The organism is Metabacillus sp. SLBN-84, from assembly GCF_053629595.1.
Window position 1 is genome coordinate 3,611,418 of record NZ_JBRJIP010000001.1, and the last position, 17,098, is coordinate 3,628,515.

Consider the following 17,098-nt stretch of genomic DNA (forward strand, 5'->3'; position numbering starts at 1 on the left):
AATAAAAAAGTATGAATTTAACCTGCGCTTTTTTCTTCTGCTGCGGTATAAAGCATTGCCGCTTTTTCATCAACCACTTCAGCAAATGAGGCAATCTCCTGAAGAGATGCACTCATCTGTTCCATGACAGATGCCACTTCAGAAATTCTGTCTTCGTTTCCGCTGTACTGTGCCCTGAGCTGGCTGATTCCGGTCTTCACACTGTTGCCTTTGAGCTGAAGTTCCTCAATAGCATTTACCAATTCATGAAGATGCTGATTGTTTCCTTCTTGAAGGGAAATCATTCTGTCAAAGTCATCTGCTGCATTTAAAATTGATATAACACTGCTCTTAACAATGGATTCAGTATGATGAAGGCCTCCGATGACATGATCTTTTGCAGCGAGTATTTCCTGAAGAATGGTTTGAATCATGACCGATGAGTTTGATGATTGTTCAGCAAGCTTGCGGACTTCACTTGCCACCACTGCAAAACCTTTGCCATGTTCTCCGGCACGCGCGGCTTCAATCGCTGCATTTAGAGCAAGCAAATTCGTCTGGTCTGCAATCGCCTGAATGTGTTCCATCACAGATTCCACTTCATTCGTCTTTCGGGCAAGGATTTGAACATTATCCATTGACATTGAGGAAGAATGTTTAATTTGATCGATTGATTCTACCGTTTTTTTCAAATTCGCTTTGTTTGATTCAATCATTTCCATCGCATCATCTACATTGCTGTCCAGCTGCTTTGTGAAAATCAGCGAATGCTCAAGCCGTTCATACATGCTGGTGACTTCCGACACAGCTCCGTCCATTGTTTTATACAAATACTGTGAGTCCTGGTGTATGGCTTGAATGGACTGGTTCACCTCGATGACACCGCTGTTGGAATCTGAAACGGTTTGATTCAAGTGGGAAACATGCTCTGAAAGCTGCCCTGCAGACTCCTGAACGGAATCCAGCAGTCCATTAAGCTGAACCTTTAAAGCTTCACTTTCATTCAGCATCACCGAAAACCTTTTTGTACCGTTTATAAGAAGAATCCCAATAAGGATAAATTGGATTCCATAGTAAACAGCAGTAAGCACCGACCGGTTTAAACTGGTTTCAATGATCAGCTTATCAGCAAGCCACAAGTGGGAAAATTGGGCGCCAATCAGGAGCGGTATCAGCGCTGTGAATGTTCTTTTCATCAGCCGGTAATCAGCATACAGTCCCGCAATTCCAAGCGGTATCAGCCAGACGAACGGCACGTTTACCCACGAATCAGTATGCAGGACAAAGGCAAATACGATCATGCTGCCGATCGATAAAGCTTTAAACCGGGCTTTCTTTTTAGAAAACTTGTAATAAATAACAGGTATTAAAAACAGAGTAAAGAAAAGCTGGTAAGCTATATTTATTGCCCTCAGTTCCGGAAATCCGTACATAGCTATCTGAAAAACATTGTTCAGCGCCAGAACAATGGCTGCAGCCGCAAACACTTTTATCAGAGTAGCATTCACATTTTCTTCGTTGCTTTTCTTCAATGATAGTACATCCATCTTTTTCCTCCTCCTGGTCTCTCTTCCTTATATTTCGTCATAATTTTCCAAACTTCTACTCTTTCAGAAAATTTTCCAATATAATGATAGAGAGAAAAAAGAAACACGGAGGAATAGGTACGATGCTAAAAAAGGGAATCATCATTCTTACAGCAGCAGCCGTTTTACTCGTTTTCATTTATCCGAAAGCGGTTCAGTCACTTAATCAGCGGGAAAGTCACTCACTGGAAGGAACCTTTCCAGAGTCGTATGATGAATCCAGGCAGACTTTTTTATCATACGAGAACGTCCTGAAACCTAAATGGACGAATGTCCGGCACGAATCCTTCAGCCTGAATGAAAAAGAAACAATAGATTCAATCAAGGCGGATGCAACAGAAGAAAAAGAAAATCTTATTGTGCTCACCGGAGGCGTGCACGGAATCGAAGGCTATGCCGGGAGCGCGATGCAGTCCATTTTTGTCAGCGAGATTGCAGGAAAATTAGATGAAAAGACAACCGGCCTGCATATCGTTCATGCCGTAAATCCGTGGGGAATGAAAAATGAACGCCGCTATAATGAACACAACGTGGATTTGAACAGGAATTTTGTCTATGACTGGAACAGCTTTGACCTCAGTCAGAACAAAGATTATGAGGAGCTGAACGACTTTTTTGAAAGCGAAACGAAGGTCGGCCACATGCTGCTGCATGATGCAGGCTTTTATTCCAGGCTTGCAGTGCGGGCAGTGACGAGTGGAACGTCTGCAATCGAACAGGCGCTTCTGACAGGCCAGTATGCATATCCCAAAGGAGTCTATTACGGCGGTACGAAAGACGAGCCATCTACAGCCTATATGAAAGGCGCATTTGCAGATATTTTGAAAAGCGGCTACAAAAAGATCATTCACATTGATCTTCATACAGGATACGGTCCCCGCTATCAAATGAGCATTTTCAGCTCATCAAAAGAAACCATGACAGAAAAAGAAGCAGAGAAGGCATTCAATTATCCTCTCGTTTTCACTCCGGATTCAGAAGATTACTATGTGACAAACGGTGACATGACAGAGTATTTTTACACATTAAAAGAAGACCTTGCCCCAGAAAAAGAGCTCTATTCCACTACGTTTGAATTCGGCACTCTTGGGGATGGCACTGTTGCTTCCATTCAGTCTCTTAAACGGACAATCGAAGAAAACCAGCTGTATTTTAATCAGGCGGGCAGCAAAAAGTCAGAAGAAATTATACATAATCGCTACCTGGAACTGTTTTATCCGTCTGAAGAAAAGTGGCGGAAAAAAGCAGCTGCCGATTTTAAAGATGCTGTAAATGGCGTTTTAGCCTATAAGAACATCCTTCGTGAAGAGGAGATAGAAAAATGATCGAAACATTTAAAGTAACCATTTCAGCCTTTGATCTAAAGCGACAAGTCACTGTTTTTCTGCCTGAATCTTACAGCGAAGGCAGCGATTCCTATCCAGTCCTCTACATGCACGACGGACAGAACCTGTTTGAAGACAGCAAAGCAAGCTTTGGAGTAAGCTGGGGTTTAAAAGAGCACCTTGAAGAAACAGGCAAGAATCTTATCGTTGTTGGCATTGACTGCAATCATGAGGGATATGGCCGTTTTGATGAGTACGGACCATGGGTGAATCATACCCTTGCAAAAGATCTGATCGGGGAACCGGGTGAGCTTGGCGGAAAAGGAGAAGCTTACATTGATTTCATCGTAAGTGAGCTTAAGCCTTTCATAGACGGCAAATACCGGACACAGCCGGATGAAACGGCAATGGCCGGAAGCTCAATGGGCGGTCTCATTTCAACATATGCCGCCTGCAAGTATCCTCACATTTTCAGAAGAATTGCCTCAGTCTCTTCTGCTTACTGGTTTAACCAGGCCGAGCTTGAAAAGCTGATTAAAGAAAGCGACCTCTCTTCCATTGAGCGCTTTTATATGGATGTCGGCACGAAAGAGGGCACGGCTTCTGTCCGCTGGCAGGATTACATTGATTCAAGCGACAGCGTCTATGCGCTGCTGAAAGAAAGGATTGAGAACTGCCGTTACGACATTGTACAGGACGCTGAGCATAATGAAGCGGCCTGGAGAAAACGGGTGCCTGACATTCTCGATTATCTGTACACGTAAAAAATAGGGCTGGGATAAACCGAACTGCATAACATCCTGGTAACAGGTTACAAAGGCTTCCGGTTCTTTAAAAATTTCTGCCATCGACTTAGAAAATAGAAAAGGGTGAATTTGACTAGATCCTCAAATTCACCCTTTTCTTCTTTCAGTTTATTAGAATGATGTCCATTTTTCAGATACGCAGGTCCTTTTTCGTTCTTTCACATGCTGGACCGGATCAAAATAGCCAAGCTGGAGGATACCAACAACTTTCTCGCCATTTTGAACCCCTATTGCACGTCGGAATCTAGGGTCATACATATGGTTCGGCGTTTTCCAGACCATGCCGAGTTCATTTTCCCACCCCAGGAGCTGCAGATTTTGTATCAGTGTACAAACGGCTGCAAAATCCTCTTCCCAGATTTTCTGGCGCGGGTCTTCCGGCATAACTGCTATCAAAAAGGCAGGCACATCCATTAAGTTCCCTCTCATTTTTTCCTGATTCTTGGCATCCAGGCAGGAAAGAACAGCCTCAATGAAAAAAGTTTTTCTCTCTCCGCTTACAAAAATAAATCTCCACGGTTCTCTGAGACCGTGGGTCGGTGCCCAGACAGCATCATTTAATAGAGATATAACGGTTTCTTCTTCCACTTCTTTTGGAAGGTAATTTGTTTTTATGGACGTTCTTTCACGGATTATTGAGGAAACAGAAGAGCGACTCTTAATCATAGTACAGCCTCCAATTGATAATGATTTTCACTATCACGACTATATCACTGCCCGTTCCGTGAGTCAATCAGCTATGAAAACACATGATGCAGGTATTTGCTGATGAAACAAAAAATATCCTCCGGAAAACCGGAGGATACGATTATTAGAAGAATAAATTCAAAATATAATAAGAAATTGCTGCAAGTGTTGCCGAGATCGGCAAAGTAATGAACCAAGTAATGATCATTGTTTTGGCCGTTCCCCATTTTACGCCTTTCAGTCTGTGTGCAGAACCTACACCCAGAATGGAAGATGAGATAACGTGAGTTGTACTTACAGGCAAATGTATGATGGAAGCACCAAAGATAACGGCAGCACCTGTAAGGTCAGCTGCAACTCCGTTAACTGGACGGATTTTCATAATTTTACCGCCAACGGTTTTAATGATTTTCCATCCGCCGACGCTTGTACCAAGACCCATTGCAAGTGCACAGGAGAACTGAACCCACCACTGGATATCAGTCGTGCTCTGCAGATTTCCTGCAATAAGGGCCATAGTGATAATACCCATTGCCTTTTGGGCATCGTTCGTTCCGTGCGTATAGGACTGCAGCGCTGCTGTTGCCACTTGGATTGCACGGAAGTTGCGGTTTGTTTTCGTCAGGTTGTTGTTTTTAAAAACGACTTTAAAAATGCTGTAAACGATATAACCGACGACAAATGCAAGAATCGGAGACAGGATCAGGGCCTGAAGGATTTTCAGGAACCCGGTATAGTTCAGGGAGCTGAAACCCGCTGCTGCAATAGCAGCACCTGCAATTGAACCGATAATCGCATGCGACGAACTGCTTGGAATTCCGTAATACCATGTGATTAGGTTCCAAGTGATGGCCGCAATTAATGCTGCCAGAATAACGACCGAACCATTTTGAAGCGTAAATGGATCAACGATGTCTTTCGTAATTGTTTTCGCGACACCTGTAAAAGTCATCGCACCGACGAAGTTCATGACAGATGCCAGAATAATCGCCTGTCTTGGCTTCAGTGCTTTCGTCGAAACTGACGTTGCGATTGCATTTGCCGTATCATGAAATCCGTTAATAAAGTCAAACGCCAGGGCAAAAATAACGATAAGTATGGTTAGAATCAGAATTGTATCCATATAATCGCCTCTTACGCGTTTTTCATGATGATAGTTTCAAGTGTGTTGGCTACACCCTGGCAGCTATCAGCAATCTCTTCTAAAGTTTCATAAATCTCTTTATGCTGAATAATTTTAATTGGATCTTTTTCTGTTGCAAATAAGTTTTTAACAGCTGTGCGCAGGTAGTTATCACAGTTTGATTCAAGTTCTTTCAATTTAATCGCATGTGTGCGGATATCAATCAGCTTTTTATTTGAAAGCAGATCAATCGCTTTTGCAATTTCAATTGTACACTCATTGATTGTGTCAACAAACTTAACCATATACTCTGTAGGCTGTGTGACAGAATACATTTCGAAAAGAGCTGCTGAATGCTCGATGCCATCCAAAACATCGTCCATGATCATGGCAAGCTGAAGAATGTCTTCACGCTCAATTGGTGTAATGAAAGCTTTATTAAGCTCCATAATAATGGTGTGTACATATGAATCACCTTTTGATTCATACTCTTTAATTGTGTCCGAGAACACTTTCAGGTCGTTGCCGTTTTTGATTTTGTAATCATAAAAGTATTGACCTGTCTCTTTTAAGTTCTCAGATATTTGACTTAACATTTCAGAAAACTTATCTTTTCTTCTTTTGATAGCCATTTCTTTTTCCTCCAAGGAGCCGTATTAGTTGTTTTCTCTCTATTTTTTACAACTTAGAAAGTATATATCTTTATGTCGAATCAGAAAAGACTTTGTCGTTAATTTTAACAATTTCTTTACAAACAATTAATATTAGCAAAGTATTCATATGTTATGTTTTTTTGATGCGCAAAAAAAAAAGCGGAACAAGTCCGCTTTTTTTACTTGGCAATAGAGATTGGAGCTGAATCAGAGTGATCTTTTGGAGGATGGAACTCATTCTCCATTTTAGAAACAGCTACTGTCGCTACACCGTTGCCAATTAGATTTGTAATCGCACGCGCTTCAGACATAAAACGGTCGACACCAAGCAGCAGCGCCATTCCTTCAACAGGAATCATCGGGAAAGCTGCGAGTGTTGCTGCAAGTGTGATAAATCCTGAACCTGTTACTCCTGCAGCGCCCTTAGACGTGAGCATCAAAATACCAAGAAGGGTCAGCTGCTGCCAGATGCTCAAGTCAATTCCATATGCCTGGGCAATGAACATCGCTGCCATTGAGAGATAAATGGAAGTTCCGTCAAGGTTGAAGGAGTATCCTGTAGGGATAACAAGACCGACAACCGATTTTGAACAGCCGTACTTTTCCATCTTCTCCATCATTTTCGGCAGGGCTGATTCTGATGAAGATGTACCGAGAACAAGAAGAATTTCTTCCTTAATAAATGCGATAAACTTAAAGATGCTGAAACCGTAGTATTTTGCAATGGCTCCGAGCACCAGGATAATAAAGAAGAACATCGTGATGTAAACGGACCCCATCAGCTTCCCGAGAGCAACAAGCGAACCGATGCCAAACTGGCCGATTGTATACGCCATCGCTCCGAAAGCTGCAAACGGAGAAACCTTCATAATCATGTTGACGACGCCGAAGAAAATGTCTGTCAGCCTCTCAAAAAGCTGTACAACCGGCTTGGCCTTTTCACCAACAGCCGCCATCGATACTCCGAACAGAACCGCGAAGAATAAAATAGGAAGAAGCTCTCCCTCCGCCATGGCGCCTACAACGTTCTCCGGAATAATTCCTACAACAAAATCAACAAAACCGTGACTCGTCTCTTCCGCCTGCTCCGTATACTGGGAAACATCCCCGCCTTCAACCGCGTCCGTATTAAAACCTTCACCCGGCTTTACAATTCCGACGACGATAATCCCGATCGCAAGCGCAAAAGTTGTTACAATCTCAAAGTACAAAAGAGCCTTTCCGCCGATTCGTCCGACCTTCTTCAAATCCCCCATGCTGCCGATTCCGATGACCACTGTAAAGAAAATAATCGGTGCAATCACCATCTTGATCATCTTAATAAACACATCAGCCAGAACCTTCAGCTCAATCCCAAAAGCCGGAAACAAAAACCCAACAGCAATCCCCAAAACAATCCCGATCACAACCTGAACCGTCAAATTCTTGAAATTAACCTTCACCTGCACCCACCCCTTAACCTTTGTTAGCGCTTACAATATAATCCTTATAATAACTGAACATTTCCACAACAAAAGCTTTAGAACGTAAAGTTCGTTTTGGTCTTTGTGGTCACCAGAAAAGCGGAATCGCTCGTTTAGCTCCGGGAGTCAGATAAGGAAACAGCGGTAAAGGCGCTTTTTGCCTTTGCCGATGGTTCCGTTCTGACAGAGGAGTTGAGCGATGGAGCTGGAATGCGGAAAAGCGGAGCCGACTGTTCAGGCCTGACAGGCAGAAAAGAAATCACCGGAAAAGGCCGGGTTTGCCTTTTTCGGGGATTTTGTTCTGACGGAAGGACTAGGACAAGAAAAGCGGAATCGCTCGTTTAGCTCCGGGAGTCAGATAAGGAAACAGCGGTAAAGGCGCTTTTTGCCTTTGCCGATGGTTCCGTTCTGACAGAGGAGTTGAGCGATGGAGCTGGACAATACGAAATGCGGAATCGCTCGTTTAGATCTGTGGTCCTACACGCCTTTGACGGCACTGAAAATCCGGTTTGAAACCATCAAGCAATCAATCTGACACTTTTGATGACACTATTAACTTAGTTCAGAACCATCAAACCTCAATCACAACACATTGATGACACCATTAACTCGCTTTAGAACCATCAAACCTTCAACCCCAACCCTTTGATGGCACTATTAACTCGGCTTCAAATACAAAATAAAGACGCCCCCTGTTAGGACGTCCATATCTTCTTTATTTTCCAGCCTTCCGTATATCCTCTATCCACTCATCTCCATAGCGTTCAATATAAGATTGATAGAGTGGCTCGAACACCTTTTCCCACTCTTTTCTTTCATCCGGGCTGAGTTCATGAATGCCGAGCTTTGAGTTTTCCCTCATTCTCCGGAGCTGGGATTCATTCATTTCTTTTGATTCTGATAGCATCCATTTTGTTGTGTCCTTCATGGCTTTTTCTATTTGAATCTGAAGCTCAGGATCGAGACTGTTCCAAAATTCTTTGTTCATGAGAACGGAATACCCGAGGTACCCGTGATTGGAAAGGGTCATATTTTTCTGGAGGCGGTAAAAGCCTTTGGAATAAATATTTGAGATTGTGTTTTCCTGTCCGTCAAATTCGTTTCCTTCAAGTGCGATGTAGACATCATTAAATGAGGCCGCCTTTGGGATTCCGCCGAGGAGTTCAAACTGTTTTGCAATCGTATCGCTCGGCATAATTCTGAAACGCTGTCCGGCAAAATCCTCCGGCTGAATCAGTGTCCCGCTGCTGCTTGTCATCTGTTTGAAGCCGTTCCCCCATAGCGCAAGGCCTTTCATGTTCTCCTCTTCGAGCCTGCTAAGGAGACGTTCCCCAATTTCTCCTGTGTAAACCGCTTCTACATGCTCTTCGCTCCTGAAAAGAAAAGGAAGATCAAGCACCTGCCACTCAGGGATAACCTCGGTCATTTTTGAGTAGGAAGGCGCAATCATCTGAACATCTCCCCTTTTCAAAGCGGCAAGCTCCTGTTCGTCTGAATACATGATTTCATTTGGGAAAATCTCTACCTTGATTTTCCCGTCCGTCCGTTTGGCAATGAGTTCTGCAAATTTTTCCGCTGCAAGTCCTTTTGGCGTATTTTCAGCCACAACGTGACTGAACTTGATCACAATCTGGTCGCTCAGCCCCTTCTGTTCGTCATCTTCCTGCAGTGCTTCCATGGAGTCATGGGAAAACAAGGCAATCAAAATCAGCACAGTAAGCACACTTGCACTAATAAACCATTTCATTTTTTTCACCATTTCAGTCATTTAGTAGATTCATTGTATCACGAGTTTTTTACTCATGTTAAAATAAAAGATATTTTACTGTTCTGAAAATGAGGAGCCGCTATGAAACGCATATCAATTCTATGGAAAATTACAGGGCTGATTTTCTTTATCCTCGGGTTTTCTCTTTTTCTCGCAGGCATCGTGCTGATTGGAAATTACATCAGCGGAAAGGAAGAGGAACTGAAGGCCCGTTCGTTTGTCACGGCCCAGACGATTGCCGAGCTTCCTGAAGTAAAAGAAGCTCTTGAACAGGATGACGGCGGCTTGAATGAAGTGATCGACCGCTTAAGGGTCATCAACAACGCCAACTATATTGTCGTGATGAATATGGACCGAATAAGACTGACGCATCCCGTACACGAGAGGATCGGCACCGTTTCTGAAGGGGCGGACGAAGGACCCGCTTTCGCCGAGCATTCCTATACGTCAAAAGCAAAGGGCGAAATCGGAACCGTGATGAGGGCATTTGTTCCTGTCATGAATGATGCGCACGAGCAGATCGGCGTCGTACTGGCTGGCTACAAAGTGCCGTCGTTCACCGAAGTACTTGAAAACCTGGCGTTTGAAATTGCGATCACCTCAGGGCTTTCTCTTCTCTTTGGAGGCTGGGGCGCCTGGATTCTTGCCAGGCAGATCAAAAGGCAGATGTTTAAGCTTGAGCCGCATGAGATTGCGAGGCTGCTTGTTGAACGGACGGAAACCTTCAACGCGATGCATGAAGGCGTCATTGCCATTGATACAGATGAAAACATCACTATCTTTAACAAGAAAGCAAGGAGCATGATGCGAATCGAAGGAGACGTTACAGGCAGATCCATCCGTGATGTGATACCGGACACCGCACTGCCCGAAATCCTTGAGCTTGATCACGGCATCTACAGCAAGGAGCTGAACGTCCATAACCTGAACATTCTGAGCAACCGTGTGCCAATTAAAGTAAACGGAGAAACGATTGGCGCTGTCGCCATTTTTCAGGACCGTACAGAAGTGAAAAAGATGGCAGAAGAACTGACAGGCGTACGGGCATTTGTAAACGCTTTACGAGTTCAGAATCATGAATACAACAATAAACTTCATACGATTGCAGGCTTAATCCAGCTCGGCAATTATGAAAAGGCGCTGCAGTTTGTTTTTCAAACGACTGAAGAACAGGACGAACTGATTCAGTTCCTGAACAGGAACATAAAAGATGAAAGCATCGCGGGTCTGTTGCTGAGCAAAATCCGCCGCGGAAAAGAACTTGGCATTGCGGTAGAAATTGACCGAAGCAGCAGATTTGAACTTTTCCCTCCCCGAATCGACCATCACGATCTTGTTCTTATTATCGGAAACCTGATCGAAAATGCTTTTGACTCCTTTCAGCACGGAGAGTGTTCCAAGCCGCGAATCTTTGTCAGCCTGGAACAAGTTTCAGGGCAGTTGATCCTTATTGTAGAGGACAATGGAAGCGGAATTCGTGAACAGGATCTTCCTTTTATTTTTGATCAGGGCTTTTCAACAAAAGGAGGAAATGAGCGCGGCATTGGACTCTATATGGTCCGGCAGCTTATTCACCAGGCAAACGGCAGCATTCAGGCAGAATCAGAAGAAGGTGCGGGAACAAGCTTTACTGTCACTTTTCAGATGGAGGAGATGTAAGTGGATCAAGTGAACGTTCTGCTGATTGAAGATGATTTAATGGTTCAGGAAGTGAACCGTGAATTTTTAAACCGGATAAAAGGATTTAAAGTGGTTGGCATGGCCTCAAATGGAGCGGAAGGACTGGATCTTGTCAGGGAGCTTTCCCCTGACCTTGTGCTGATTGATATGTACATGCCGAAGATGAACGGGCTTGACACAATCAAAGCCATACGGGAAGAAGGTCACGCAGCTGACATTATTGCCATTACGGCTGCAAGTGATATGGAGACAGTCCGTCAGGTTCTTCAGCACGGCGCTGCCGACTACCTGATGAAGCCATTTAAGTTCGAACGGCTCAAAGAAGCGCTCGACCGTTATTTGCAGTACCGGAAGATGATCAATGAAAAAGTGCAGCTGACCCAGAAGGAGCTTGATGCGATCCGCTTTCAGCGGGATGAGCCGAAAGCGGCGCAGGACCTTCCAAAAGGGCTTCATGAAGTTACCCTTCAAAAAATACTCGGCTTTCTATACGGGCAAAAGGAACCTGTATCTGCAGAAGATGTCGCCGCACATGTCGGTACCGCGAGAGTAACAGCAAGACGGTATCTGGAGCACCTGGAAAAAGAGGGCGTCCTCTCTCTTGATATTCAGTATGGCGGAGTCGGACGGCCTGTTAATAAGTATGTGGTTTTGGGGAAGATGTAGGCGGGGAGTTGCTCCCTGCGTCTTTATTAAAAATTAGATTGGTAAGTTTTTATTATATTTAGCAGCTTTCTTTATTCTTTCGATTTCCACTTTTGAAAGTTTTTTTCGCCCTGTTAAATAGTTGAAGACAGAACGCGCTGGAACAGGCTTATCTACAATGCCTTGATCTTCTTTAAGTTTAGAATTGTAAACAGAACCTTCACTGAAAGCTTTTAGTGACTCTTTAAGAAACGTATTCTTTTTTTCTCACTCATTAAAAAGTACATCCTCTATTTCCTTTTTGTTAAGGTCAATTTTTCTTTTTGATCTTTCCATTCTACAGTCACTATTCCGTCGGGAAGACTATTAATAACAAAAAAGTCAGCGCTGGAAACAAACGAGTCACAATTTCCATTCCCCATCCAAAGAGTCTAATCATTATATTTACGAACGGAGATGTAAGAAAGTTTCATTCTTTACAGTAAAATGGATATTTTTTGTTCGTGGTGCTTATGGTCTTTTTTTGGAATTCCCTCCAAAACTGAGAGGCTGGCCACCAAAAAGGACTTTATTGAACAGCAACGTTTTACAATTGGTGTGACATTAACACGCCATTTAGTTACCAGTACTACAGCACAGTAAAAAAAGTACTCCAGCATTAATTGGAGTTATCTTTCTTATTCCATTAAAGCCCCCGATTGCTAAATAGCAATTATTCATATTCAATGCAACAATCGCGTCTGTTTTCTAATAATGGATAAAACTTGAGACAATATAATAGAAATAAACTATATAACTGATAGCGACCAAGAATATTTAACAAATGTTTATAATTGTTGTGTGACCTACTTTTTTAAACCGGTGGTAAATGAGAGTAAGTATACACAGTAATATTAATTGAAGTACTAATGTTACATAAAAGTACATATGTAGAGACGATTTAGTTCCAACGTATATACCTGTACCCACCAATAACAAACCAAATAATGAGATTCTAGCAGTAATCTTATTCATTCTACTGCTATTAAATTCCGCTATCTGAGCTAGAAGTAATGCTATTCCTAACACGATAAAACTGATTAAAATATGAAGTAAAAATACCAACAAAATTTGCTTCCCCTATCTTCTCTAAAGTTTAACCCACTCTTCCATTAAACTGCCCTTTAACGGAATAACTAATATTTCCATTTTAACACAATCCTACTTCGTACTGCTTTAATTAGTTAAATGAAAAAACATCACTTTGATAGTTAAAATGTGTGAGAATTACTATTCGATTTTCATTTTTCACTTCTAAAGCAAACCCGTTAGAACAAAACTTGTTTGTTAGATTTCTTTAAAGTACATGTAAGAATAAGAAGAACTTAACAGTACTCTTGCGAATAGCGCCACATATAGTGGAGCCATCACGCAAAAAGTGGCAGCACTCCGAGTAGCTATTATTGCCTTTTGCACAAAAAAATCCGAACCTATTCCAGTCCGGATTTTTCTTGTGCTATCTCACTTTTTCCCCAGTCTCATTTAAGATAATGGAGCAGAAAGTCTATTCTTTTTACGCCTTAACCGTAATCTTCTCAAGCGGCTTCGCATTTCCGTAAACCGGGTAGTCGCGTTTCACAGGTGCGGCCCACTTTGCTGCGTTTACAAGCACTTTTTGTACTTCTTTGTTGTGGTAAGTCGGGTATGTTTCATGTCCCGGACGGAAGTAGAAGATTTTGCCGTTTCCTCTTTGGTATGTGCAGCCTGAACGGAAGACTTCTCCGCCTTCAAACCAGCTGACAAATACCAGTTGATCCGGTGCCGGAATGTCGAAGTGCTCGCCGTACATTTCTTCTTTTTCGATTTCGATGTACTCGCCGATGCCTTCTGCAATCGGATGAGATGGATCAACGACCCACAGGCGCTCTTTGTCATCTGCTTCGCGCCATTTCAGGTCGCACGATGTACCCATAAGCTTTTTGAAGATTTTTGAGAAGTGGCCTGAGTGAAGAACGACAAGCCCCATTCCTTCTAAAACACGCTTTTGTACGCGCTCAACGATTTCATCTGATACTTCATCGTGTGCAAGATGTCCCCACCAGAAAAGAACGTCCGTGCTGTTCAATACGTCTTCTGTTAATCCGTGCTCAGCCTCATCAAGAGTAGCCGTTGAAGCGTCGTAACCGTTTTCTTTCATGAACCCGGCAATGGCTCCGTGAATGCCTTCCGGATAGATGTCTGCTACAACCGGATTTTTCTGTTCGTGTCTGTTTTCGTTCCAAACTGTGATTTTCATAGTAGTAATCTCCTTATTTTTTGAGTAGTTAATTAAATCTTTCTTTTTCCAATATACAATAATTTCACTTAATAGAGAAAATTATTTTATAGATCCTTTCATGACTCCGCTTATAATCCATTTTTGTGCAAACACATAAACGATGATCATCGGGACCAGAGCCAGAAGGTAGGATGCAAATGCGAGATTATAATCTGTGCTGAACTGCGACTGGAATATATACTGTACAAGTGGCAGTGTCGCCATGTCGCTGTCGCTCAGGACGACTAGCGGCAGCAGGAAGTCATTCCATGCGCCAAGGCACGTCAGGATTGCAACCGTAGCATTCATTGGCGCAAGCAGAGGGAAAATGACTTTCCAGAACACGCCCCAAGTTGACGCACCGTCCACAATGGCAGCCTCTTCAAGCTCCTTTGGAATCGACCTGATATAGCCTACATAAATAAAGATGTTAAACGATAGATTGTAGACAATGTACAGAATCACAAGTCCAATCAGATTATCCATATTCCACAAGGCAGTCTGCCTTACAATCGGCAGCATGATAATTGGAAAAGGGATAAACATCGCGCTGACAAAATAGTAAAACGTAAATTTATAAAACTTCTTATGCATATTGCGTGCGATCGCATAGGCGACCATGGAGTTTGTAAGAACCGTGAAAATCACGACAAGCACAGTGACAAACACGCTGTTTTTCAATGCATTGAAGAAATTCGTCATTTCAATCGCCTGGGCAAAGTTGGCAAGCGACCAGTTCTGCGGCAGAGCAAGCAGATTGCCGGCAAGCTCCTGCGGGGTTTTAAACGCAATCGTAACCGTCAGATACAGCGGAAACAGGATAAACACGGCACCGAGTATCAATAGGATGGTCACTGGCCAGTTGGTTTTCTTGCTGATCATCCGTTCCCCACCTCTCTTTTTTCAAGAATCTTAAGCTGGAAGATGGAAAAGACGACAATGACGATAAAGTAGATCACGGCATTGGCCGACTGATACGCAAACTCCCCGCCCTGGAATCCGCCTCTGTAAATCAGGAGAGAAATCGATTCCGTCGACTGACCCGGACCTCCGCCCGTAAGCGCGATGATCTGGTCAAACACCATCAGGAAGCCTTTCATGGAAAGGATCATATTGATGGTGAAAAATGGCGCAATCAGCGGGAATGTTATCTTCCAGAACTTCGTCCACATTCCAGCACCATCGATGCTTGCAGCTTCATACAGGTCTTCTGTAATCGTAACAAGTCCTGCAAGATAAAGAATCGTATTAAATGCAATGGCCTGCCAGACCGCTACAATGACAATCCCTATCCAGGCAAGGTTCGGATCGCCAAGAATGTTTTTGGACAGTGCTTCCATTCCGAGTACTCCTGCGATATCAGGAAGAAAGTGTGTAAAAATAAAATTGAAGATAAATCCGACAATCAGAATGCTGAGGATGTAAGGCATAAAATACACGGCTCTCAGCGTCTTGCGGAACTTAATTTTTGCATTCAGCCCCATCGCGATCAGAAGACTGAAGAAATTGACAAGAATCGTTGAGATGATCGCAAACTGAAACGTGAAGCCGTATGCGTGAAGCGCCCGTTCATCTTTAAAGACGTTCAAATAGTTTTTCAGGCCGACAAAATTCCATTCCCCGTAGCCTCTCCAGTCGGTGAAGCTGTAGAAGATGCCCTGCAGCGCAGGATACGTGTGAAAAATAAAGAACAGGAGAACGGCCGGTAAAGTCATGATCATAAACACTTTTTCTTTGTTGCCCATCTTGCTTTTCATCTCCAATCCTTTAGGATTCGGGACCCGCTTTTAGCGGTCCTCAACCTTCTCCCATTCTCTGTCCATCTTTTTCAGGAATGCGTCTTTCTTTTTGCTGATTAAAAATTCCTGAAGAATGTTTTCTGCTCCCATTCCGGCAGGATAGTAATGGTCCTGGAAGCTTGTGATTTTGTCCTGCTCAAAGTTTTCTTTGATTCCTTCAAACACGGGGTCTTCCTGATAGACACCTTCAATGGCTGAAAAGGCCTTCTGTTCATCGATGTATTTCTTCGCTGTTTCTTTTTCCAGCATAAACTGCAGGAACTGCTCTGCTTCTTTCTTGTGCTCACTGTCTTTGCTCACAGAAAGCAGGACGTCAACTCCGGAAATCAGCTTGTTTTTCTCGGGATCGTTCGTTACCGGCATCGGGAAGACGCCAAGCTCCATCTCCGGATTTGCTTTTAAAATCTCCGGGATGGCCCAGTTTCCCTGGATGTACATGACGCCCTCGCCATTTGCGAATGCGTTGTTTCCATCACCGTAAGCTGTACCGAAGTTATCATCGTGGCCGTATTCGGTAAGAGTCAGCAGTTTATCGGCCACTTCGTCATAGCTTTTGACAAAAGACGTTTTCCCTGAGCTTTTTTGCTGGGCAAATTCTTCACCCGCCAGCACTCCACCCAGTGAGTTAAGGGAGATCATGCCCGTCCACGCATCTTTAAGCGTAAAATAGATTGGAACCTCTCCTGCTTCCTTTGATTTTTCAAGAACGGAGATAAATTCATCCCATGTCTTTGGAACTTCAAGGCCAAGCTCTTCAAATTTTTGTTTGTTATAGATGACCGTGTTTGCATTGGTCGCATACGGAAGTCCGTACACACCGTCTTTTTCAGGTCCGACAAGCCTGTTGATCATCTCAAGGTAGGAAGGCTGAACCGAATCGACCAGGTCAGAATCACTGAAATCCTCAAGCACACCTGCTCGCCCAAGCTCCCCGTAAGTTGCGTTCCCAGCAATCAGCATCACATCCGGAATATCGTTTTTGATCAGCTTTGTGCGCAGGACGGTTTCTGCCTCAGGAGGAGAATCAAATTTAACGTTGATATCCGGATTTTCTGATTCGAATTCTTCAATCAGGCCCTTATATGTATTGATGTTCTCTGACTTATTTGAAAAGAGGGTGAGCGTCGTTTTTCCGTCCTCGCTCTCACCTGGTGAACATCCTGCAAGGATAGATGCGCTGAGCGCCATGCCCGCTGCAAAAATCGTCCATTTCTTTTTCATTCCTATCGCCTCCCCGTTATAACTAATTTGAGTAAACGTTTACTCAATCTTCTAAAAAAAGAAACGT

Annotated in this window: 14 protein-coding genes; 4 read left to right on the plus strand and 10 right to left on the minus strand. The window is 43.4% G+C overall.

The window, feature by feature from the left end:
- Positions 1-17: 17 nt before the first annotated feature.
- On the minus strand, positions 18-1,526 hold the full coding sequence (locus tag RKD52_RS18225; RefSeq protein WP_454100828.1) for a methyl-accepting chemotaxis protein: 1,509 nt from the start codon (positions 1,524-1,526) through the stop codon (positions 18-20).
- Between the two features lie 122 nt (positions 1,527-1,648).
- Here RKD52_RS18225 and RKD52_RS18230 point away from each other — a divergent pair, with 122 nt between their 5' ends.
- Entirely contained in the window at positions 1,649-2,890 is a 1,242-nt protein-coding gene (locus RKD52_RS18230; protein WP_454100829.1) for a M14 family metallopeptidase, read from the plus strand.
- Complete coding sequence (locus RKD52_RS18235) at positions 2,887-3,654, plus strand: alpha/beta hydrolase (RefSeq protein WP_454100830.1); 768 nt, start codon at positions 2,887-2,889, stop codon at positions 3,652-3,654. Before RKD52_RS18230 ends, RKD52_RS18235 begins: the two co-directional genes overlap by 4 nt.
- 153 nt (positions 3,655-3,807) lie before the next feature.
- Here the strand turns inward: RKD52_RS18235 and RKD52_RS18240 are convergent, their stop codons facing one another.
- From RKD52_RS18240 to RKD52_RS18260, 5 genes are all read right to left on the minus strand, one after another.
- On the minus strand, positions 3,808-4,362 hold the full coding sequence (locus RKD52_RS18240; protein ID WP_454100831.1) for a nitroreductase family protein: 555 nt from the start codon (positions 4,360-4,362) through the stop codon (positions 3,808-3,810).
- A 145-nt stretch (positions 4,363-4,507) separates the two neighbouring features.
- Positions 4,508-5,506, minus strand: a complete 999-nt coding sequence (locus RKD52_RS18245) for an anion permease (protein WP_454100832.1) — start codon at positions 5,504-5,506, stop codon at positions 4,508-4,510.
- 11 nt (positions 5,507-5,517) lie between these two features.
- Entirely contained in the window at positions 5,518-6,138 is a 621-nt protein-coding gene (locus RKD52_RS18250) for a DUF47 domain-containing protein (RefSeq protein WP_454100833.1), read from the minus strand.
- Positions 6,139-6,338: 200 nt separating this feature from the next.
- Positions 6,339-7,601 carry a dicarboxylate/amino acid:cation symporter gene (locus RKD52_RS18255; RefSeq protein ID WP_454100834.1) on the minus strand — a complete coding sequence of 421 codons (1,263 nt, stop codon included), beginning with the start codon at positions 7,599-7,601 and terminating at the stop codon, positions 6,339-6,341.
- 736 nt (positions 7,602-8,337) lie between these two features.
- Positions 8,338-9,369 (minus strand): DctP family TRAP transporter solute-binding subunit, encoded by a 1,032-nt coding sequence (locus RKD52_RS18260; RefSeq protein ID WP_454100835.1) that lies wholly within the window; start codon positions 9,367-9,369, stop codon positions 8,338-8,340.
- A gap of 102 nt (positions 9,370-9,471) precedes the next feature.
- Here RKD52_RS18260 and RKD52_RS18265 point away from each other — a divergent pair, with 102 nt between their 5' ends.
- Together RKD52_RS18265 and RKD52_RS18270 are read left to right on the plus strand one after the other, a co-directional pair.
- The gene (locus RKD52_RS18265) at positions 9,472-11,049 is read left to right on the plus strand and encodes an ATP-binding protein (RefSeq protein WP_454100836.1); all 1,578 of its coding nucleotides are present in this window, start codon (positions 9,472-9,474) and stop codon (positions 11,047-11,049) included.
- On the plus strand, positions 11,050-11,736 hold the full coding sequence (locus tag RKD52_RS18270) for a response regulator (RefSeq protein ID WP_454100837.1): 687 nt from the start codon (positions 11,050-11,052) through the stop codon (positions 11,734-11,736).
- A 1,531-nt stretch (positions 11,737-13,267) separates the two neighbouring features.
- Here the strand turns inward: RKD52_RS18270 and RKD52_RS18275 are convergent.
- From RKD52_RS18275 to RKD52_RS18290, 4 genes are all read right to left on the minus strand, one after another.
- Entirely contained in the window at positions 13,268-13,990 is a 723-nt protein-coding gene (locus RKD52_RS18275; protein WP_454100838.1) for a ThuA domain-containing protein, read from the minus strand.
- An 81-nt stretch (positions 13,991-14,071) separates the two neighbouring features.
- On the minus strand, positions 14,072-14,893 hold the full coding sequence (locus tag RKD52_RS18280) for a carbohydrate ABC transporter permease (protein ID WP_454100839.1): 822 nt from the start codon (positions 14,891-14,893) through the stop codon (positions 14,072-14,074).
- Entirely contained in the window at positions 14,890-15,756 is an 867-nt protein-coding gene (locus RKD52_RS18285) for a carbohydrate ABC transporter permease (RefSeq protein WP_454100840.1), read from the minus strand. The genes RKD52_RS18280 and RKD52_RS18285 overlap by 4 nt, the downstream gene beginning before the upstream one ends.
- A gap of 42 nt (positions 15,757-15,798) precedes the next feature.
- Positions 15,799-17,031: an ABC transporter substrate-binding protein gene (locus tag RKD52_RS18290; RefSeq protein ID WP_454100841.1), complete on the minus strand. Its 1,233-nt coding sequence runs from the start codon at positions 17,029-17,031 to the stop codon at positions 15,799-15,801.
- Between the last annotated feature and the right edge of the window lie 67 nt (positions 17,032-17,098).